Origin of the sequence: Novosphingobium clariflavum, from assembly GCF_026420865.1 — a bacterium.
Taxonomy (GTDB): domain Bacteria; phylum Pseudomonadota; class Alphaproteobacteria; order Sphingomonadales; family Sphingomonadaceae; genus Novosphingobium; species Novosphingobium clariflavum.
The window spans coordinates 138,153-156,984 of sequence record NZ_JAPCWC010000004.1 but is presented as its reverse complement, the minus strand read 5'-3'; the positions used below and the strand labels follow the sequence as shown (position 1 = coordinate 156,984).

Annotated in this window: 15 protein-coding genes; 13 read left to right on the top strand and 2 right to left on the bottom strand. The window is 66.3% G+C overall.

All coding sequences use genetic code 11. The features are described 5' to 3' along the window. The first annotated feature begins 197 nt into the window (after positions 1-197). From OKA11_RS06860 to OKA11_RS06850, 3 genes are all read left to right on the top strand, one after another. Positions 198-2,225 carry a M3 family metallopeptidase gene (locus OKA11_RS06860; protein WP_267219471.1) on the top strand — a complete coding sequence of 676 codons (2,028 nt, stop codon included), beginning with the start codon at positions 198-200 and terminating at the stop codon, positions 2,223-2,225. Positions 2,226-2,866: 641 nt separating this feature from the next. Further along, positions 2,867-4,081 carry an MFS transporter gene (locus OKA11_RS06855; RefSeq protein WP_267219470.1) on the top strand — a complete coding sequence of 405 codons (1,215 nt, stop codon included), beginning with the start codon at positions 2,867-2,869 and terminating at the stop codon, positions 4,079-4,081. After that, a complete protein-coding gene (locus tag OKA11_RS06850; protein WP_267219468.1) occupies positions 4,074-4,787 on the top strand; it encodes an SDR family NAD(P)-dependent oxidoreductase in 714 nt (237 codons plus the stop codon). The genes OKA11_RS06855 and OKA11_RS06850 overlap by 8 nt, the downstream gene beginning before the upstream one ends. A gap of 57 nt (positions 4,788-4,844) precedes the next feature. Here the strand turns inward: OKA11_RS06850 and OKA11_RS06845 are convergent, their stop codons facing one another. Continuing rightward, entirely contained in the window at positions 4,845-5,984 is a 1,140-nt protein-coding gene (locus OKA11_RS06845) for an FAD-dependent monooxygenase (RefSeq protein WP_267219467.1), read from the bottom strand. Positions 5,985-6,121: 137 nt separating this feature from the next. Here OKA11_RS06845 and OKA11_RS06840 point away from each other — a divergent pair, with 137 nt between their 5' ends. From OKA11_RS06840 to OKA11_RS06825, 4 genes are all read left to right on the top strand, one after another. Beyond that, entirely contained in the window at positions 6,122-8,575 is a 2,454-nt protein-coding gene (locus OKA11_RS06840) for a TonB-dependent receptor (RefSeq protein ID WP_267219466.1), read from the top strand. A 4-nt stretch (positions 8,576-8,579) separates the two neighbouring features. Beyond that, positions 8,580-9,986, top strand: a complete 1,407-nt coding sequence (locus tag OKA11_RS06835) for a sulfatase-like hydrolase/transferase (RefSeq protein ID WP_267219465.1) — start codon at positions 8,580-8,582, stop codon at positions 9,984-9,986. A 113-nt stretch (positions 9,987-10,099) separates the two neighbouring features. Continuing rightward, on the top strand, positions 10,100-11,020 hold the full coding sequence (locus tag OKA11_RS06830; protein WP_267219464.1) for an NAD-dependent epimerase/dehydratase family protein: 921 nt from the start codon (positions 10,100-10,102) through the stop codon (positions 11,018-11,020). A gap of 14 nt (positions 11,021-11,034) precedes the next feature. After that, a complete protein-coding gene (locus OKA11_RS06825) occupies positions 11,035-12,045 on the top strand; it encodes a LysR family transcriptional regulator (protein ID WP_267219463.1) in 1,011 nt (336 codons plus the stop codon). Positions 12,046-12,124: 79 nt separating this feature from the next. Here OKA11_RS06825 and OKA11_RS06820 read toward each other — a convergent pair whose 3' ends face one another. After that, complete coding sequence (locus tag OKA11_RS06820; RefSeq protein ID WP_267219462.1) at positions 12,125-12,553, bottom strand: winged helix-turn-helix transcriptional regulator; 429 nt, start codon at positions 12,551-12,553, stop codon at positions 12,125-12,127. Between the two features lie 96 nt (positions 12,554-12,649). Between OKA11_RS06820 and OKA11_RS06815 the strand changes: the two genes are divergently transcribed. From OKA11_RS06815 to OKA11_RS06790, 6 genes are all read left to right on the top strand, one after another. Further along, entirely contained in the window at positions 12,650-13,462 is an 813-nt protein-coding gene (locus OKA11_RS06815; protein WP_267219461.1) for an SDR family NAD(P)-dependent oxidoreductase, read from the top strand. After that, complete coding sequence (locus OKA11_RS06810; RefSeq protein WP_267219460.1) at positions 13,459-15,042, top strand: phytoene desaturase family protein; 1,584 nt, start codon at positions 13,459-13,461, stop codon at positions 15,040-15,042. Before OKA11_RS06815 ends, OKA11_RS06810 begins: the two co-directional genes overlap by 4 nt. Further along, on the top strand, positions 15,042-15,278 hold the full coding sequence (locus OKA11_RS06805; protein ID WP_267219459.1) for a hypothetical protein: 237 nt from the start codon (positions 15,042-15,044) through the stop codon (positions 15,276-15,278). The genes OKA11_RS06810 and OKA11_RS06805 overlap by 1 nt, the downstream gene beginning before the upstream one ends. Before the next feature lie 171 nt (positions 15,279-15,449). Continuing rightward, the gene (locus tag OKA11_RS06800) at positions 15,450-16,721 is read left to right on the top strand and encodes an MFS transporter (RefSeq protein ID WP_267219458.1); all 1,272 of its coding nucleotides are present in this window, start codon (positions 15,450-15,452) and stop codon (positions 16,719-16,721) included. Positions 16,722-16,826: 105 nt separating this feature from the next. Continuing rightward, a complete protein-coding gene (locus tag OKA11_RS06795) occupies positions 16,827-17,909 on the top strand; it encodes a VOC family protein (RefSeq protein WP_267219457.1) in 1,083 nt (360 codons plus the stop codon). Between the two features lie 361 nt (positions 17,910-18,270). Further along, positions 18,271-18,819 (top strand): NADPH-dependent FMN reductase, encoded by a 549-nt coding sequence (locus OKA11_RS06790; protein ID WP_267219456.1) that lies wholly within the window; start codon positions 18,271-18,273, stop codon positions 18,817-18,819. The last annotated feature ends 13 nt before the right edge of the window (positions 18,820-18,832 follow it).

Here is an 18,832-nt window from a genome sequence, read left to right as displayed (position 1 = left end):
CGATCCGACCTCGCGCGTGTTGATGCTGCGTGTAGCGGGCAAGAATAGACCCGCTTTCCTTCGCCCCCGCTTCCGGGCGCCTAGGCAGTCTTCCGGGGGAACGCGCAGGCGCCGGGAAGGTTGCTGCACCAAAGGGGTTTAACCGCGGCGCCGGTGTCCCTAGATTCCTCTCCCCCATGACAACCGGAAAAGACCTGATGGCCCGTTCGCTGCTCGATCCCCTTACCCTTCCCGACTATGCCGCGCTGACCGGCGAGGCGATTGCCTCCGCGCTGGAAACCGCGCTGGCGGACATGCAGGCGGCAGCGGCGCGGATCGTGGCGGACAAGCCGGGCGATTTCGATTCGGCCTGGCTACCGCTCGAGGCGGCCGATACCGCGCTGGACGCGCTGTGGTCGGCGGTTTCGCACCTCAAGTCGGTGGCCAATACCCCTGAACTGCGCGAGGCCCATGCCGCCGGCCAGCAGCGCATCGTCGAAGTGATGACGGCGGTTTTCCAGGACCACGACCTCTACGAAGTGATCGCCGCGCTGGAGGCCAGCCCCGGTTTCGCGCAGCGTTCCGCCGCCGACCGCGCCGCGGTCGAGCACATGCTGCGCAGCTTCCGCCTCTCCGGCGTCGCCCTGCCAGCCGGGCAGCGCGCGCGCTTTGCCGAGATCTCGATGGAGCTGGCGGGCCTTTCCAATGCCTTTTCCGCCGCCGTCCTCGACGCCACCGATGCCTGGAGCGAGCACGCTACCGATGCCGCCGTCCTGGCCGGCATTCCCGAGGCGGCGATGGAGATGTTTGCCGCCAATGCCGCGGCCAAGGGGCTGGAAGGCTGGGTGGTCACGCTCCAGTGGCCCAGCGTCAACGCGGTGCTGACTTTTGCCGAGGATCGCGGCCTCAGGGAGCGTGTCTATACCGCCTTCGGCACCCGCGCCTCCGATCAGGGCCCCAATGCGGGGCAGTTCGACAACACGCAGCGTATCGCCCGCATTCTCGAACTGCGGCGCGAGGCGGCCACCTTGCTGGGCTTTGCCGATCCGGTGGAACTCTCGCTCGCCACCAAGATGGCCCCCAATGCGGGCGAAGTGCTGCACTTCCTACGCGATCTTGCCGCCCGCGCCCGCCCCGGTGCCGAGCGCGACCTTGCCGCCGCGCGCGAATTCGCCGCGCAGGAACTCGCCATCGACGATCTCCAGCCCTGGGATCTGACCTTCGTCGCCAACCGCATCAAGCTGGCGCGCTTTGCCGTCGACGAGCAGGAAGTGCGCGCCTACTTCCCGGTCGAGCGCGTGCTGGCGGGCTGGCAGGTGCTGCTCGGCCGCCTCTTCGGCATCACCCTGGTCGAGCGGGCCGACGTGTCGCTCTGGCACGCCGATGCCCGCTATTACGATGTGGCGGACGAGCAGGGCGCGGTGATCGCCGGGCTCTACCTCGATCTCCACGCCCGCCAGGGCAAGCAGGGCGGCGCCTGGATGGCGCAGGCCCGCCCGCGCCTGTCCGAAGGCAACACCGCACGCGTGCCGGTGGCCTATCTCACCTGCAACTTCGCGCCCAGGGGCGGCGACACGCCCTCGCTGCTGGCCCACACCGAAGTGGAGACGCTGCTGCACGAGACGGGGCACTGCCTCCACCACCTCTTCACCCGCGTCGACCGGCCGAGCGTGGCGGGCACCAGCGGTTTCGAGTGGGACGCCATCGAACTGCCCAGCCAGCTGATGGAGGACTTCGCCTGGGACCGCGAAGTGCTCACCGGCATGTCCGGCCACTACCGCAGCGGCGCGCCGCTGCCCGCAGACCTCTTCGAGAAGATGCTGGCCGCCCGCCGCTTCCAGTCGGGCCTCTTCGTGCTGCGCCAGATCGAGTTCGGCCTGTTCGACCTCCTGCTCCACCTCGGCACCATGGGCAGCGACCCGATGGAAGTGATCGAGGCGGTGCGCGAGGAAGTGGCCGTCGTCCACCCGCCCGAATGGCACCGCTTCCCCCACGCCTTCAGCCACGTCTTCGCGGGCGGTTATGCTGCGGGCTACTACAGCTACCTCTGGGCCGAAGTGCTGGCGGCGGACGGCTTCGGCAAGTTCGTGGAAGCCGGCGTGGTGGACCGCGCGACGGGCGACGCCTTGCGCGAGGAAGTCCTCTCGCGCGGCGCCACCCGCCCGGCGGCCGACAGCTTCCGCGCCTTCCGTGGACGCGACGCGGACGTCACCGCGCTGCTGGAGCGGCGCGGGCTGCTGGCCTGAGGGGGCCAGAAAAGGGAAGATTCCGGGGGCCTGCGATAAACTCAGGAGATCCCCCGGAGCCTCGGAGCGTCCACCTTGCGCGCCGCCTGAACGTGGCGCGTCCATGGCAAGGTGGACGCGCAAGGGCCTGCGGCCATGCGGTGACCGAGACGGCTGTTTAGGCCGAAATGTCAGGTGAAGCGGCCATCGCACCAACCACCCCGCTCATGCTGAGCTTGTCGAAGCATGGGAGGCTCAGCGCCCCGCTTCGGGGCCTTCGACAAGCTCAGGCTGAGCGGGTTTGGTCTGTTTTGGGTGCCAAGCGGACGCTGCCCCAACCACCCCGCTCATGCTGAGCTTGTCGAAGCATGGGGGACTCAGCGCCCCGCTTCGGGGCCTTCGACAAGCTCAGGCTGAGCGGATTTGGTCTGTTTTGGGGCGATACCGGAATGTCCGTTGCCGGCGAGAAGTCGATTGCTCGGCCAAACTTGCCCTACCCCGCCTAACCACGCTGCGAATACCTACCCTCCCGCATAATCGATTGGACTTGGCGGCCCGGCAGCCGACAACGGCCAGGTCCAAATTCCGCGTCATGTACGGCGCGGGATGCCTTCAGGACCCGACAGTAACGGGCCAGGAACAAGGGCGCGGAAAGGGAGAGAATGGTTCGACATCACCAGGCCGGCTGGATGACCGGCATATCGCTGCTTTTACCGATCACGCTGACGACGATGGCGATCGTGCTGCTGACGCCGATCGTGCCGGATCTGATGAAGCAGTTTTCCTCGGTTCCGAACCACGAATACTGGGTGCCGATGATCCTGACGCTGCCCTCGCTCTGCGTGGCGCTGCTGTGTCCGGTGGCGGGGATCCTGGGCGACTACTTCGGGCGCCGCCGCCTGCTGCTGTTTTCCTTCCTGCTCTATGCCGTGGTCGGGGTCCTGCCGGTGTTCCTGCACGACCTTACCCATATCCTGATCTCGCGCGTGGGCGTGGGGCTGGCCGAGGCGCTGATCTACGTGCTCTCGACCACGATGATCGGCGATTACTACAAGGGCGCCGCGCGCGACCGCTGGCTGGCGGCGCAGACCGCCTTTGCCTCGATGTCGGCGCTGCTGTTCTTCAACCTCGGCGGCGCGATGGGCGAGAGCGGCTGGCGCACGCCGTTCTGGGCCTATGCCTCGGCGCTGGTCATGTTCGCGCTGGTCTTCAAGTTCACATGGGAGCCAGCAAGCGCAGCCCACCCCGATGACGAGGCCGATGCGGCGCCGCGCAATCTTTCGTGGGCGGGCTTTCCCTGGGCCAGGATGGCAATGATCGCGGCGATCACGATCTACGGTTCGGTATTCTTCTATACCGTGCAGATCCAGGCGCCGAGCGGGCTTGCCGCGCTGGGGCTGACGAGCCCGGCGGAGCGCGGGTTCCTGACGTCCATTGCCTCTATCGGGGTGCCGCTGGGCACGTTCCTCTATTCGCGGATCGGGCCGAAGTGGCCGGTCGGGCGGTTGCTGCTGGCCGAGTTCGCGCTGCTCTCGCTGGGCTTTGCGCTGATGGGCAAGGCAGGCACCGTACCGGGCTTCCTGGTCGGCTGCTTCATCAACCAGATCGGCGCGGGCCTGCTGCTGCCGACGCTTCTGGTGTGGTCGATGTCGATCCTCTCGTTCGAAATCCGCGGGCGCGGCACCGGGTTCTGGCAATCGGCCTTTGCGCTCGGCCAGTTCCTCTCGCCGCTGGTGGTGACCTTTGCCGGACAGCGTACCGGCGGGTTGCTGGGCGCGTTCATGACGCTGTCCGTCGCGGCGCTGGGCGGGGTGGTCATCGCCCTGATCGCCTCGCGCATGCATGGAAACCACAAGCTGGAGATGGCCCATGGCTGATCGCCTCAAGGGCCGCGTGGCGGTCGTCACCGGAGCGGGCAACGGCATCGGCGAGGGGGTCGCGCGGATCTTCCGGCAGGAAGGCGCGATAGTGATCGGCGTCGACCTGTCGGGCGCCGACGAGACCTGCGACCTCACAGACGAGGCGCAGACGCAGGCGCTGTTCGCCCGCATCGGCGCCGAGCATGGCCGCATCGACGTGCTGGTCAACGCCGCTGCCTTCGCGGTGTTCGGCTGGATAGAAGCGCTTTCCTATGCCGATTGGAAGAAGACGCTCACCGGGGAACTGGACATCGTCTACCTCGCCACTCGCGCAGCCTGGCCTTGGCTAAGGGCGAGCGGTTCGGCCAGCGTCATCAACTTCGCCTCGGCCAATGCCCGCCATGCACTGGAAGGCTCGCCGGCGCTGGCGCACTGCGCGGGCAAGGGCGGGGTTCTGGCGATGACGCGGCAACTGGCGATGGAGGGCGCCCCGCACGGCATCCGCGCCAATACCATCGCGCCGGGCTTCATCAGGACGGCGGCCACCGCGCGCCACCTCGCCGCCGATCCGGGCTTCGAGCAGCAGGTGCTCGCCAAGAACATGCTCAAGCGGCTCGGTGAGCCGGAGGACATCGCCTGGGCCGCCTGCTGGCTGGCGAGCGCAGAGGCGCGCTATGTCACCGGGGCCGATATTCCCATCGATGCGGGGGCGACGGCGTGGTGAGATCGACACCATCGTGACACGAAGAAGGCGGGGACTTTCCCCGCCTTCCTTTTGGCATCAGAACGGCTCGTTCAGGCGGGCCAGTGCGGTTTCCAGCAGGGCGGCATGTTCCTGCGGCGGGCGATGCTCCATCTGCAGGCGGCCGATGCCGATGCTGCTCTCGATGATGAAGCGGCAGCGGTCGAAGCGGCGCTCTTCATAGGCGGCGAGGGCCTTGCCCACGCTGTCGGCAGCGGCGAGTTCCTCCGCCAGCACGATGGCGCTTTCCACCGCCATGCCCGCGCCCGAGGCGAGATGGGGCGTCGTCGCATGGACGGCATCGCCCAGCAGCACCACTCGCCCGCTCGACCACGGACGCGGCTGCAATGCGGCGGCCAGCGGACGGTAGTTGATCCAGTCCTCCCGCGTCATATTGTCGCGAATCCAGCCGGCATTGCCGCCGAACGGGGCGAGCAGTTCCTTGAGGGTGGTGTAGAGTTCCTCTTCGTCCATGAAGCGCTCGCGCTCCTCATGGGCAGTGAGCATCCACATATAGACGTTGTCGGGACTGCATGCGGTGATCCCGCAAGGGGTATCGGTCCCGAGGAAGAATTCGCTCTCGCTGAGGCCGGGCGGCTTGCGGATCGAGATGCGCCAGCAGCCTTGTCCGGTCGGCTGGGCGGGGGCCATGTGCGGGAAGGCCAGTTCGCGCACGGCGGAAAAGACGCTGTCGGCGCCGATCACCAGATCGTAGCGGCCGGTGGAACCATCGGAAAAGGTCGCGTCGACACCCTGATCGTCGCTTTCGAGTGCGGTTACGGTCACGCCAAGGCGCACCGGGATGTCCAGCGCCTTCACGCGGGTCTGCATGATCCGGTGCAGCACCGGGCGCATGATGCCGCCGGTGGCGGGCAGGCCTTCCTCGATCACCGGCTCGTCCAGCACCTGCATCAGCGTGCCGTCGTAGCGATAGAGCCGCGTCTTGGTGGTGATCGCGCCGGCCTGCTTGATCTCGTCCAGCAGGCCGAGCCGCCGATAGGCGCGCAAGGTCGGCCCGGTGATGGTTATGCCGGCGCCGTAGACCCGCCAATCCGGATCGAGGTCGATCAGGTCCACCCTGACGCCGCGCTCCGCAAGGCTGATGGCCGTCGCCATGCCGCCGATCCCTCCGCCCACGACAAGTGCCGTGGCGATGCTGCTGATGCTCTCCCGTGTCATGCATCGAGGACTAGCGAGGCGGCGGCTTCAGACAAATCCGAACTGTGGATGCGTGCCTATCGATACAATCGGTGTGACGCCGGAGCGCAGCTTGGCTAGCCCGATGCCAAGAACACAGCATATTTGGGAGGATCATCGTGCGCAAAGGGCTTCTGGAATCCGTCTGCCTGTCCGCCATTGTCCTGGCGGCGCCGGCCATGGCGCAGGATGGCGCGGCAGCGCCGCAGGCCAGCACCGACAATGGCGGCATCGGCGACATCATCGTCACCGCCCAGCGCCGCTCGGAATCGATGCAGCGCGCGGGCATCGCCATCGACGCGGTGGGGGGAGACGACCTGATCCAGTCGGGCGTCACCCAGGCCGATGCGCTGAACAAGGTCGTTCCCGCGCTGACCGTCACCAATGGCGGCGGTTCCAACACCTCGATCTTCCTGCGCGGCGTCGGCAACGTCACCAACTCCAGCTACAACGATCCCGCGGTGACGCCGAGCTATGACGGCGTCGTGCTGGGGCGCGCGGCGGGCGCGTTCGGGGCGGCGTTCTATGATCTGGCCCGCGTCGAAGTGCTGAAGGGGCCGCAGGGCATTCTCTATGGCCGCAATGCCACTGGCGGCGCGGTCAACATCATTCCCAACCGCCCGCAATTGGGCCAGAACAAGGGCGGCTTCACGCTCTCGGCCGGCAATTACGACGCGGTGAGCGTCGAGGGCTATGCCAACCTCGCCATCGGTCAGAATGCCGCGCTGCGCGTTGCCGGCACCCGCCAGTACCACGATGGCTACAACAAGGACGGCAGCGACGATCTCGACCGTACCGGCGTTCGTGCGCAGCTCCTGTGGGAGCCGACCGACAGCTTGAGCGTGCGCGTGGGCGGCGACTACACCCACGTCGGCGGTGTCGGCGCGGGCGGCAGCTATATCGGCTCGTTCACGCCGGGGGCATCGGGCTTCACCTTCACGGCATCGGGCCTCGGCAATTCGGAGGGCTTCAACACCGATGCGGCCAATGCCTTCCGCCAGACCTCGCTGGGCGCGCCGGGCTTCGGTTTCCTCGATGCGATGAACCGCCAGCAGATGACTGACAACACCTATTGGGGCGCCAATGCCGAGATCACGCTCGATACCGGCATCGGCACGCTGACGGTGCTGCCGGCCTATCGCGAGGCCGATGCCACCAGCTTCTTCTACGGCCCGGCGTTCAACACTGCCTACACCGACGAGCATGACCGTCAGGCCAGCCTCGAAACCCGTCTGGCGGGCAAAGTGGGCATGTTCGACTACGTGGTCGGCGGTTTCTATTTCAACGAGAAGATCCAGAACACCGGCGAGTACAACCAGGAATTCGTGCTGCCGATCCAGCATTATACCCACAAGACCGAATCCTGGGCGGCCTTCGGCCAGCTGACCGCGCACCTGACCGACGCGTTCCGCCTGATCGGCGGCCTGCGCTACACGCATGACCACAAGTCGATCGACGGGATCATCAACAACTTCATCGTCTATTGCGGCGGCCTGCCGCCGACGACGCCGCCAGCCTCGTTCGCGGCCGGTTGCGCCGCTCCCGGCGCGCTGCCGCACTTCCCGAACTTCACCTCCACCGGCGACACGGTGAACTGGCTGATCGCCAACGGCTTCATCGCTTCCAGCAGCACCGACGAGCCCAATGCCCAGTTCTACAACCTGACCAACGGCGTCGGCATCATCCAGAAGACCTATTACCCGGTGGTCGAATCGGGCAGCTACAGCCGGGTGACGTGGAAGGCGGGCGCCGAGTACGACGTGGCGCCGGATTCGCTGCTCTACGCCACGGTCGAGAGCGGCTACCGCGCGGGCGGTTTCCAGCTTTCCGAGGGCAATCCCAGCTACAAGCCGGAATTCATCACCGCCTACACGATCGGGTCGAAGAACCGCTTCTTCAACAACAAGATCCAGCTCAACGTCGAGGCGTTCTACTGGAAGTACAAGGACCAGCAGATCAACTACTTCACCGTCTCGCCGGATTCGGTGCTGATCAACACGATCGACAATGCGGGCAAGGCCGACATCAAGGGCTTCGATGTCGATTTCATGGCCAAGCCCATGCACAACACCACGCTTTCGGCCAAGGTCCAGTACCTCGATACCGAGTACAAGCAGCTGACGCTGACCACCGCCTCGCCGCGCAACAACATCAACTGCCCGTCGAGCGCGACCGGCAGCTACCTCAGCGACGGCGTCACCCCGATCCTGGCGTTCGACTGTTCGGGCCGCCCGCTGCTCTATTCGCCGAAGTGGACGGTGAATCTGGGCGTCGAGCAGATCGTGCCGCTTGGCGACAGCTACGAACTGGTCGCCGGGGTGAACACCTCGTGGCGTTCGTCGCAGTATGGCGCATTCGAGTATCTCGATTTCGAGAAGATCCGTTCGTACTGGCTGACCGACGCCAACCTGGCCGTGCGCCTGACGGACGGCGGCCTCTCCATCGGCGGCTTCATCCAGAACATCGAGAACAAGCGCCGGATCGCGACGCCGCAATCCTCGCCGATCGGCTTCGCGGTGGCGCGCTATACCGCGCCGCGCACGTATGGGCTGCGTCTCTCGGCGGAATTCTGAGGGTATGGGCGTAGCTACCGACCGCCGCAGAGCGCTGGGGTGGCTGGGCGCGACGACCGCACTCGTCGCGCTTGCGGGGCCGGGCAGGGCGCTTGCCCGCCCGGCTCTCCCTTCGGGCCGGCCGAACATCGTCTACATCATGGCTGACGACCTCGGCTATGCGGACCTTTCCGTAACCGGCTCGCACGCGATCCGAACGCCCGCGATCGACAGCCTCGGCCGCGACGGCGTGCGGCTGACGCAGGGCTATGCCAGCACGCCGATCTGCTCGCCCACCCGCACGGCGCTGCTGACCGGCTGCTATGCCCAGCGCTTCGCCATCGGTATCGAGGAACCGCTCGGCCCCGGCGCGCCGCCGCATATCGGCGTGCCGCTGGACCGGCCGACCATCGCCTCGGTCCTGCGCGATCAGGGGTATCACACCAAGCTGATCGGCAAGTGGCATCTGGGCGAACCGCCCGAGCATGGCCCGCTTCAACACGGATACGACGAGTTCCTCGGCGTGGTCGAAGGCGCGGCGGATTATTTCCGGCACCACATGGTGATGGGCGGCAAGGAGCAGGGCATCGGCCTTGCCCAGGACAACGCGCCCGAACAGCGCGACGGCTACCTCACCGACCTGTTCGGGGACGAGGCGGTGCGCACCATCGAGAGCGCGGGCGACAGGCCGTTCTTCCTCTCGCTCCACTTCAACGCCCCGCACTGGCCCTGGGAAGGGCGCGAGGATGCGGCGGCGGCCAAGACTCTGCCCAACTCCTTCCACTACGAAGGCGGCAACCTCGCCAAGTACAAGGAAATGGTGGAGGCGATGGACCAGAACGTCGCCAAAGTGCTGGCGGCGCTGGACCGTACCGGCAAGGCGCATAACACCATCGTCGTCTTCACCAGCGACAACGGCGGCGAGCGGTTCTCGCAGACATGGCCCTTCATCGGTCACAAGGGCGAAGTGCTGGAAGGCGGCATCCGCGTGCCGATCCTGATGCGCTGGCCGGGCCATATCGCGCCGGGCACGCTGTCCGATCAGGTCATGGCCTCGATGGACTTCCTGCCGACGTTCCTGACGATGGCAGGCGGCAATGTCGCCAGGGCGGGCACGTTCGATGGCATCGATCTCTCGGCGCAACTGACCGGCAAGGCCGCCCCGGTTCCGCGCACCCTGTTCTGGCGCTTCAAGGCGAACGAGCAGGCGGCGGTGCGGCAGGGTGACTGGAAATACGTGAAGATCGGCGAGAAGGAGCATCTCTACAACCTTGCCGAAGACGAGCACGAACGGGCCGAGCGCGCCGCCGCGCAGCCCGCAAGACTGGCCGAACTGAAGGCCCTGTGGGACGGCTGGAACGCCCGGATGCTGCCGTACCGCGTCGACGGATACTCCGAAGATGTGCGCAAGGCCTACTCTGACCGATATTAGAGCAGTTTCCGATCCGACTGCATTGGATAAAATGCTCTAAGATTTTGTTTTTACGTGTTTTCTGAGTCATCAGGTGATTCCACCTGATTAGAAAACGCTCTAGGGAGATCGATGTGAAAGTGCTCGTGACCGGAGCCGGCGGTTTCGTCGGTCGGCAACTCGTCCATGGCCTGCTCGATGCCGGACATGAAGTCGTCGGGGTCGACAGCCATGGCGGCGGTATTCCTGAGGGCGCGCGGGCGGTTGAGGGTGATCTGGGCGCGTCCTCGGTCCGGGCCGAGGCGCTGGGCGATGGCTGCGATGCGCTGGTCCATCTCGCCACGGTTCCCGGCGGCGCGGCGGAGGCCGATCCGGTGGCCTCGCGCCGGATCAACGTGGATGCGATGTACGACCTGCTGCTGGAGGCGAGCGCGCTCACGCCGGGCCTGCGGGTCGCCTATGCCAGCTCCATCGCGGTCTACGGCGATCCGCTGCCCGCCGCGGTGGACGATGCCACGCCGCTTTCGCCCAGGATGATCTACGGCGGGCACAAGGCGATGATGGAACATGCCGTGGCCATGTTCTCCAATCGCGGGCTGATCGACGGGGTGACGGTGCGCCTGCCCGGCATTCTTGCACGGCCCAAGGGCCCTTCGGGCATGAAGTCCGCCTTCATGTCGAACCTGTTCCACGCCCTGAAGGCGGGCGAGGCGTTCACCTGCCCGGTCTCGGCTACTGGCACGATCTGGGCGGAATCGCTGGAATGCGTGGCCCGCAACTTCGTCCATGCCTTGAGGCTCGACACCGCGCTGCTGCCGCCGACCCGCGCGGTGACTTTGCCCGCGCTGCGCGTGACGATGGGCGATCTGGCCGCCGAGATCGCGCGGCAGTGCGGCGTCTCGCCCGATCTGGTCCGCTACGAGCCCGATGCCGCGCTGGAGGCGGCCTTTGCCGCGCAGCCGCCGCTCTCCACCCCGGCGGCGGAAACGGCTGGTTTTGCGCATGACGGCGATCTTGCTATGCTCGCCCAAAGCGCCCTGCGAACCCTTTCGTAAGGAGCGCGCGGGAGATGGCAATGCGGTTCGGTCGGCTCGATCTCAATCTATTGGTGGCCCTCGATGCGCTGCTGACCGAGCGCAGTGTGTCGCTGGCGGCGGACAAGCTGTGCCTCTCGCAATCCGCCACATCCAGCGCGCTGGGGCGCCTGCGCGAATACTTCGGGGACGAGCTGCTGGTGGTGAAGGGCCGCCACATGATCCTCACCGCCCGCGCCGAGGAACTGATCGAGCCGGTGCGCGCGGTGCTCGAGCAGATCCGCGCGACCATCACCGTTGCCCCGCCGTTCGATCCGGCCACCGCGGAACGCCAGATCCGCATCATGGCCTCGGACTACTCGACGCAGGTTCTGCTGGCCGACACGATCGCCGAGATCGCGCACGAGGCGCCCGGTTTCCGCTTCGAGGTCCAGCCGATGCACGATACCCCGATCGATGCGCTGGAGCGCGGCTACATCGATCTGCTGCTCACCATCGATTACGCCATCTCCACCGATCACCCCAGCCAGATCCTGTTCGAGGAAGACTATGTGGTGCTTGGCTGGGAGGGCAATCCGGCGATGCACCAGCCGATGACCCGGGAACTCTATTTCGAACTGGGTCATGTCACCGCCCGCTTCGGCAAGGCCCGAGTCGCCGCCTTCGAGGACTGGTTCATGCGCCGCCAGAAGCAGCAGCGCCGGGTGGAAGTGGTGGCGCCCAGCTTCCTGTCGATCGGCGGGCTGGTGATGAACAGCAACCGCATTGCCACGGTGCACCGCCGCATGGCCGAAGTCTTCGTGCGCAGCCTGCCGCTGGTCATGCGCGAGATGCCCTTCAGCTTCCCGCGCATCCGCGAGGCGATCCAGTGGCATCTTTCGAACAACAACGATGCCGGGCTGCGCTGGGTGGTCGAGAAGCTCGGTGCCATGGCCCAGCGCACCGGGGCAGGCGGCAACGTCGTGCCCATCGGCACAATCCCGCGCGAGGACAGCGAGCGCGAGCGGATCGAATATGCCTATCGGATGAACAACAAGAGTCTCTAGGCGTTGCGGAATGTGTCCAAGCCGCCTGGGCCGTGAACGCATGGACGGGCCCCGCCGTCCTGATCACGCAGAAGGGGGATCAATCCCCCGCGTGCTCCCGGTCATACCGCTCGCGGGCCGCGTGGATGGCCTCTGAGCGGGCGTTGATCCAGTCGATCATCCCGCGCGCCCCGGCAAAGAGGCCTTCGCCCAGCCCTGACAGCCGGTAGGCGACCTTGGGCGGCACGTCCGCGCTGACGCTGCGCAGCACGAAGCCGTCGCGTTCCAGCGCGCGCAGTTTCAGCGTCAGCACCCGCTGCGAAATCGCCTGTTCGGACGATAGCTGCGCGATCACGCGCTTGAGGTCGGCATGGCGCATCTCGCCCTCGCCCAGCACCAGCAGGATCAGGGTGGTCCAGCGGTCCCCCAGCATGGCCATGACCGCGCGCGCGGGCGCCTCCCGCTCATGGCCATAGCGCGCCATTTCATTGGCCAGGGCGCGCAGCCCCGGCAGGTCCAGCGGTTCCACGCATTACCCCGCAATGGGCACAAAAAAGTGCCGTCTTCCATCCATCGGGAGGCACTTTATGCCGGGATCAAACAAGGTCAATTCCGGGAGAGAGCGATGGTCGCAGATGCGACGAGAATGGATGGCAAGGTTGCCGTCATCACCGGCGGCGCTGGCGGGATCGGCGGCGCCACCGCCCGGTTGCTGAGCGCGCGCGGCGCGAAAGTGGTGATCGCCGATATCGCCCTTTCCGCAGCCGAGGAACTGGCCGCGACATTGCCCGATGCCATCGCGGTGCACCTCGATCTGGAGCAGGAAACCTCGATAGAGGCGATGATCGCACGGACAGTGGCCCAGTTCGGAAGGCTCGACGTGCTGCACAACAATGCGGCACTGCTCGGGCCGGACATCGCGCGCGATGACGGGGACGTGGAGCACATGGCTACGGTCCTGTGGGACCGGACTTACGCGGTGAACGTGCGCGGCACGATGATCGCGTGCCGCGCGGCCCTGCCGCACTTGCGGGCAAGCGGTGGCAATATCGTCAACACCGTCAGTAACCTCGCATTGCAGGGCCACATGATCCAGGCGGCCTATTCCTCCTCCAAGGCGGCGGTGATTCAGATGACCCGCGCCATCGCCGCCAGCCACGGCATTCATGGCGTGCGCTGCAACGCCGTCGCCCCCGGCATGACGATGACCCCGGCGCTGCGCGAGGCTTTCCCGCCGGTGCTGCGTCAGGCGGTGGAGGAGGAAACCCTGCGCGACCGCCTCGGCGCGCCGGAGGACATTGCCGAAGCGGTGGCCTTTCTTGCCTCCGGCGCGGCCCGCAACATCACCGGCCAGGTGCTGGTCGCCGATGGCGGCTGCGCCAGCCACGTTCCCGGAATCGCACGGTTCCGGGCCTTCTTTTCGGGAGAGCATGCATGAGCCAGTACGACGTTGTCGTCATGGGCGGGGGGCACAACGGCCTTGTCGCCGCCGCCTACATGGCCAAGGCGGGCAAGAAGGTGATCGTGCTGGAGCGCAAGCCCCACTACGGCGGCGGCGTTTCCACGCGTGAACTGATCCAGCCCGGCTTCTGGCATGACGAGCATTCCAATGTGCACATCATGATCCAGGGCAACCCGATGCTGCGCGAGGACGAGCTGGGCCTGCTCGGCAAGTTCGGCCTCGAATACATCTACCCCGAATTGCCCCACGCCTCGATCTGGGATGACGGGACGATGGTGCGCTCCTGGCGCGATCTGGACCGCACCTGCGAGGAAATCGCCGGCTTCTCGCCCAAGGATGCCGAAGCCTATCGCAAGTTTGCGACCGCTTCGATGGCGGCACTGCCGATGTTCATGTCCGGCCTCTACGCCCCGCCGTTCCCGATGGGCGCCTTCGTGGCGATGATGGACCAGTCCGACGAAGGGCGCTTCCTGCTCGATGTCATGCAGCGCTCGGCGCTCGACGTGGTGAACCAGTATTTCGAGAGCGACCTGCTGCGTCTCCACATCGTGCGCATGGTGACAGAGAACCTGCAGATGCCCGACGAACTGGGCACCGGCATGGGCGCTTTCCTGATGCCGGGGATCATCCACGCCTATGGCTGCTCGATGCCCAGGGGCGGCTCCGGCCAGCTATCCCATTCCCTGGTCCGCGCCATCGAGCATTTCGGCGGCGAAGTGCGCTGCAATGCCGAAGTGCGCCGGGTGATCGTCGCGGGCGGCAAAGCCACCGGCCTCGAACTGGTGGATGGCGAGACCTTCATGGCGAAGGACGGCGTGATCGGCGCGATCCACCCGCATGTCCTGCGCAAGTTCGTGGCCGAAACCCCCGAGCCGGTGCTCCAGCGCGCGGAGCGGGTGACGCAGTCGACCTTCTCGATCAACCTCACGCACCTGACCCTGAAGGAGCGCCTCAGGCTCAAGGTCGGCAATGAAACCAATGCGATGATGACCGAGCTGATGGACTTCTACACCATGCGCGACATGCTGCTGGAGTACGACAAGCTGCGGCGCGGCGAAGTGTCCGAACGGCTGATCGCCGGCGGCGACAACACGATCTTCGACCCCAGCCGGGCGCCCGAAGGCGCGGGCGTGTTCTACGGCGTGAACTTTGCCCCGTACGACCTCTGGCCCGGCGGGCCGGGTTCGTGGGACCATCGCAAGGAGGAGATCGCCGACAAGGCGCTGGCGCAGTACCGCAAGTTCTACGCGAACCTCGATGACGCCAACATCACCGGCCGCCTGATCCGCTCCCCCCTCGATCACGAGCGGGACAGCCCGGCCAGCTTCCTCAAGGGCGACATCCACGGCTGCGCGCCGTTCTTCTACCAGTCGGCCGGGCACCGACCGACGCCGGACCTCGGCTCGCTGCGGGTGCCGCAGATCGAGGGGCTCTACCTCGTCGGGCCGTTCATGCACCCGGGCGGCGGCGTGTTCGGCGCGGGCCGGGCGACGGCGATCCAGATGATGGACGACCTCGACATCGAATTCGACAAAGTCTGCGCAGGAGCGGTGTGATGGCGGAGAAGAAGAAGGCTCCGGTGATGCGCATCCTCGATGCGCAGGACAAGGAACTGATGGCGGTGCGCCGGATCGAGCGGGACGGCGACAATCTGGTCATTCGCGGCAAGATCTTCGGGGCGATGCCGATGGTCGCCAAGGTGACGCCGGAAGAAGCGCGCGCGGCGCTCAAGCTGCTGGATGCCAGGACGATCCTGTTCATCCTCAGCCTGCTGTTCCGCAAGCGAGGTTGAAACCGGAAGGCGGGGGCTGCGCGCTTCCGCCTCTACATCCTGCGAAAAATGCGCGGGCGCGGGTGTACTCCTGCAACAATTGCCGTAAGTCCGCTTCGATTCGCAATTTTCGAAAAGGACAGCGCAAGTGACGGCAGATCGGGGCAACCGCGTGGTTGAAGGCGCGGGCCGGTGAACGCATACCGTCGCAATGCGCGTATCCTGACCGCCAGTCTCGTCGGCACCGCGGTCGAGTTCTATGACTTCTACGTCTACGCCACCGCCGCCGCGCTGGTGTTCGGGCCGCTGTTCTTCCCGGCCCATTCCGCCTCGATCCAGCAACTGGCGGCCTATGCCAGCTTCGGCGTGGCCTTCGTCGCCCGCCCGGTCGGCGCGACGCTGTTCGGCCACTTCGGGGACCGGATCGGCCGCAAGTCGACGCTGGTCGCCTCGCTGCTGCTGATGGGCGGGGCGACGGTCGCCATCGGCCTGCTGCCGACGTACGAGAGCGCGGGCTGGATCGCGCCGTTCCTGCTCTGCCTGATGCGCTTTGCCCAGGGCCTTGGCCTTGGCGGCGAATGGGGCGGCGCGGCGCTGCTGGCGGTGGAGAATGCCCCGCCGGGCTGGCGTGCCCGCTTCGGCATGTTCCCGCAGCTGGGGGCGCCGGTGGGCTTCATCGCCGCGAATGGCCTGTTCCTCGTGCTCAGCCTCACGCTGTCCGAAAGCGATTTCGTGCGCTGGGGCTGGCGCATCCCGTTCCTGCTGAGTTCGGTGCTGGTCGGCCTTGGCCTGTGGATCCGCTTCCGCCTGGCCGAAACGCCTTCTTTTGCGGCGATGCACGGCGAGGCGCCGAAATCGATCCCGATCGTCGAGCTGTTCCGCACCCACATGCGCCAGACGCTGGCGGGCACTTTCGCGGTCGTCGCCTGCTTCGCGATCTATTACCTTACGACCGCCTTTGCGCTGGGCTATGGCACCACGACGCTCGGCTACGACCGTCAGGCGTTCCTGGGCGTGCAGCTTTTCGCGATCCTGTTCATGGCCGTGGGCATCGTGCTGGCCGGTTATGCGGCGGACCGCTGGACCTCGCGCACGGTGCTGATCGCGGGCAGCGCGGGCGCCATCGTCGTCGGTCTGCTGATGGGCCCGATGTTCGCGGCCGGATCGCTCACCGCCATCGCCGCCTTCCTGTCGCTCGGCCTGTTCACGATGGGCTTCGTCTATGGCCCGCTCGCCTCGCTGCTGCCGCAGCTGTTCGACGCGCGGGTGCGCTACACCGGCTCGTCGATCGCCTTCAACGTCGGCGGCATTCTCGGCGGCGGCTTTGCCCCGGCCGTGGCGCAGGGACTGGTGGACAAGGGCGGGGTGCTGTTCGTCGGCCTCTATATCTCGCTCGCCGCCGTGCTCAGCCTGGTCGGCCTGCTCTGGGTGCCGCGCCATACCGAGGCGGCGTTCTCCGGCTGAGGCCAATTCGGCGCGCTCGATAGCTGCGATCCGATTCCATGCGTTTTTCCTGGCTCTTCCTGCCGGTCATAACCGAGTTCTGGAAAAGTCAGGATCGAGACAAGCATGAGCATTCTGGGAGTAGAGAGCGTCCTGTTCGGCGTTGCCGACGTGGCCGAGCACGCACGGTTCTGGACCGATTTCGGCCTGCCGGTGGAACGCCTGGATGAGGACGAGGCGGTGTTCCGCCTTGCCTCGGGCAGCCGGGTGATCGTGCTGCGCCACGGCGACGCCCGCCTGCCGAGCCCCGACCCGTTCCCCGGCGACGGCCTCAAGGAAACCGTCTGGGGCGTCGACAGCGCCGAGAACCTTGAGGCCATCGCCGCCAGCCTCGCCTCGGAAGTGGCGGTGACGCGCGATGCCGATGGCACCGTCCACGCCGTCTGTCCCGATGGGCAGCCGATTGCGCTGCGGGTCTGGGCCAAGCGGGCGTTCCATTCGCAAGCGAGCCCGGTCAACACCCCCGCCAGCTATCCGCGCTTCAACCAGCACCGCATCTGGCGCCAGCGGGCGGTGCCCAAGACGATCAACCACGTGGTGTTCTTCTCGCCCGATTACGTCGGCAGCTTCGAGTTCTACGAGCGCCACTTCGGTTTCCACTATGTCGACCATTCGAAGGGCGTGGGCATCTTCGCGCGCGCGGGCGGCACCTATGAGCACCACTCGATCTTCTGGGTGAACTGCGACCTTCCCATCGCCCCCGACCACTTCAAGTTCATGCACATCGCCTTCGGCATGGACGACATCGACGAAGTCATGCTCGGCGCCAACATCATGGAGGCGAAGGGCTGGAAGAACGAGAGCATGAACAGCTCGGGCGGCATCTCGCGCCACCGCATTTCCAGCGCGATCTATTATTACTGCGACATGCCCGGCAAGGCGGGCGAGGCCGAGTATCACGCCGATACCGACTATCTGGATGAGAACTGGGTGCCGCGCGCCTGGGACTTCCGCTTCGGCTCGCTGCTGTGGGCGAACAATGCCCCGCCGATCTTCCGGGGCGACAACATTCCCTGGGACATGACGTTCGATGCCGACCGCGCCAGCTTCGAGGCGTACCGCAAGCACCAGCCCGGCAAGCAGCCCGGCAAGCAGCCCGTCGGGGGCAAGCTGGGCGAACTGACCGAGGACGACGAACACGCGATCTGATGGCGCCGTTCATGACTTCACGATCAGGGCGGCGTGGACAATTTCCACGCCGCCCTGATCGTCTGACTTTGGGGAAAGCGCACGTATCCTTGCCGGGTTGTGACCCCAGCTCCGCTCAGGTTGAGCCTGTCGAAGCCCGCCCGCAGCGCCAGACCATCAGCCAGTTGGCCCGCAGCGCCTGGCCGCCGGGGGCTTCGACAAGCTCAGCCTGAGCGGGAGGGAGAGGCCGGGTTAAGGGGCGATGCCGGACGTGCGAATTTGTCCACGCTGCCCAGTATCTTCCTTTTGTCACGGGGACTTCCAACTGACACCGTTTGCACGGATAGTGCCGCAAGGCAGCCAGTAGCCGTGAGGAGTCGTCATGTCGAAGATCGCCGTTGTCGTGGGAAGCCTGCGTGCAGGATCGTTCAACCGCCAGTTCGCCGAGGCGCTGATCCGCCTGCCCGCGGGCGAAGGCCACGAATTCACCTTTGCCGACATCGGCTCGCTGCCGCTCTACGATCAGGACGACGATGCCGATCAGGCCGAGCCGGTCAAGGCGCTCAAGGGGCTCATCGCCGGTTCGGACGGCGTGATCTTCGTGACGCCGGAATACAACCGGTCGTTCCCGGGCGTGCTCAAGAACGCCATCGACCATGCCTCGCGCCCTTATGGGCAGAGCGTCTGGGCGGGCAAGCCGGCGGGTGTGATCGGTGTTTCGATCGGGGCCATCGGCTCGGCGCTGGCCCAGCAGCACTTGCGCAACGTGCTGGCCTATCTCGACATGCCCACGCTCGGCGCGCCCGAGGCGTTCATCCAGTGGAAGGACGGGCTGATCACGCCGGACGGCACCATCGGCGAGCAGTCGGCAGGCTTCGTCGGCGGCTGGCTGGAGAACTTCCTCAAGCTGGTGGACCGCCACAAGGGCTAGGAGGCTGTTTGGA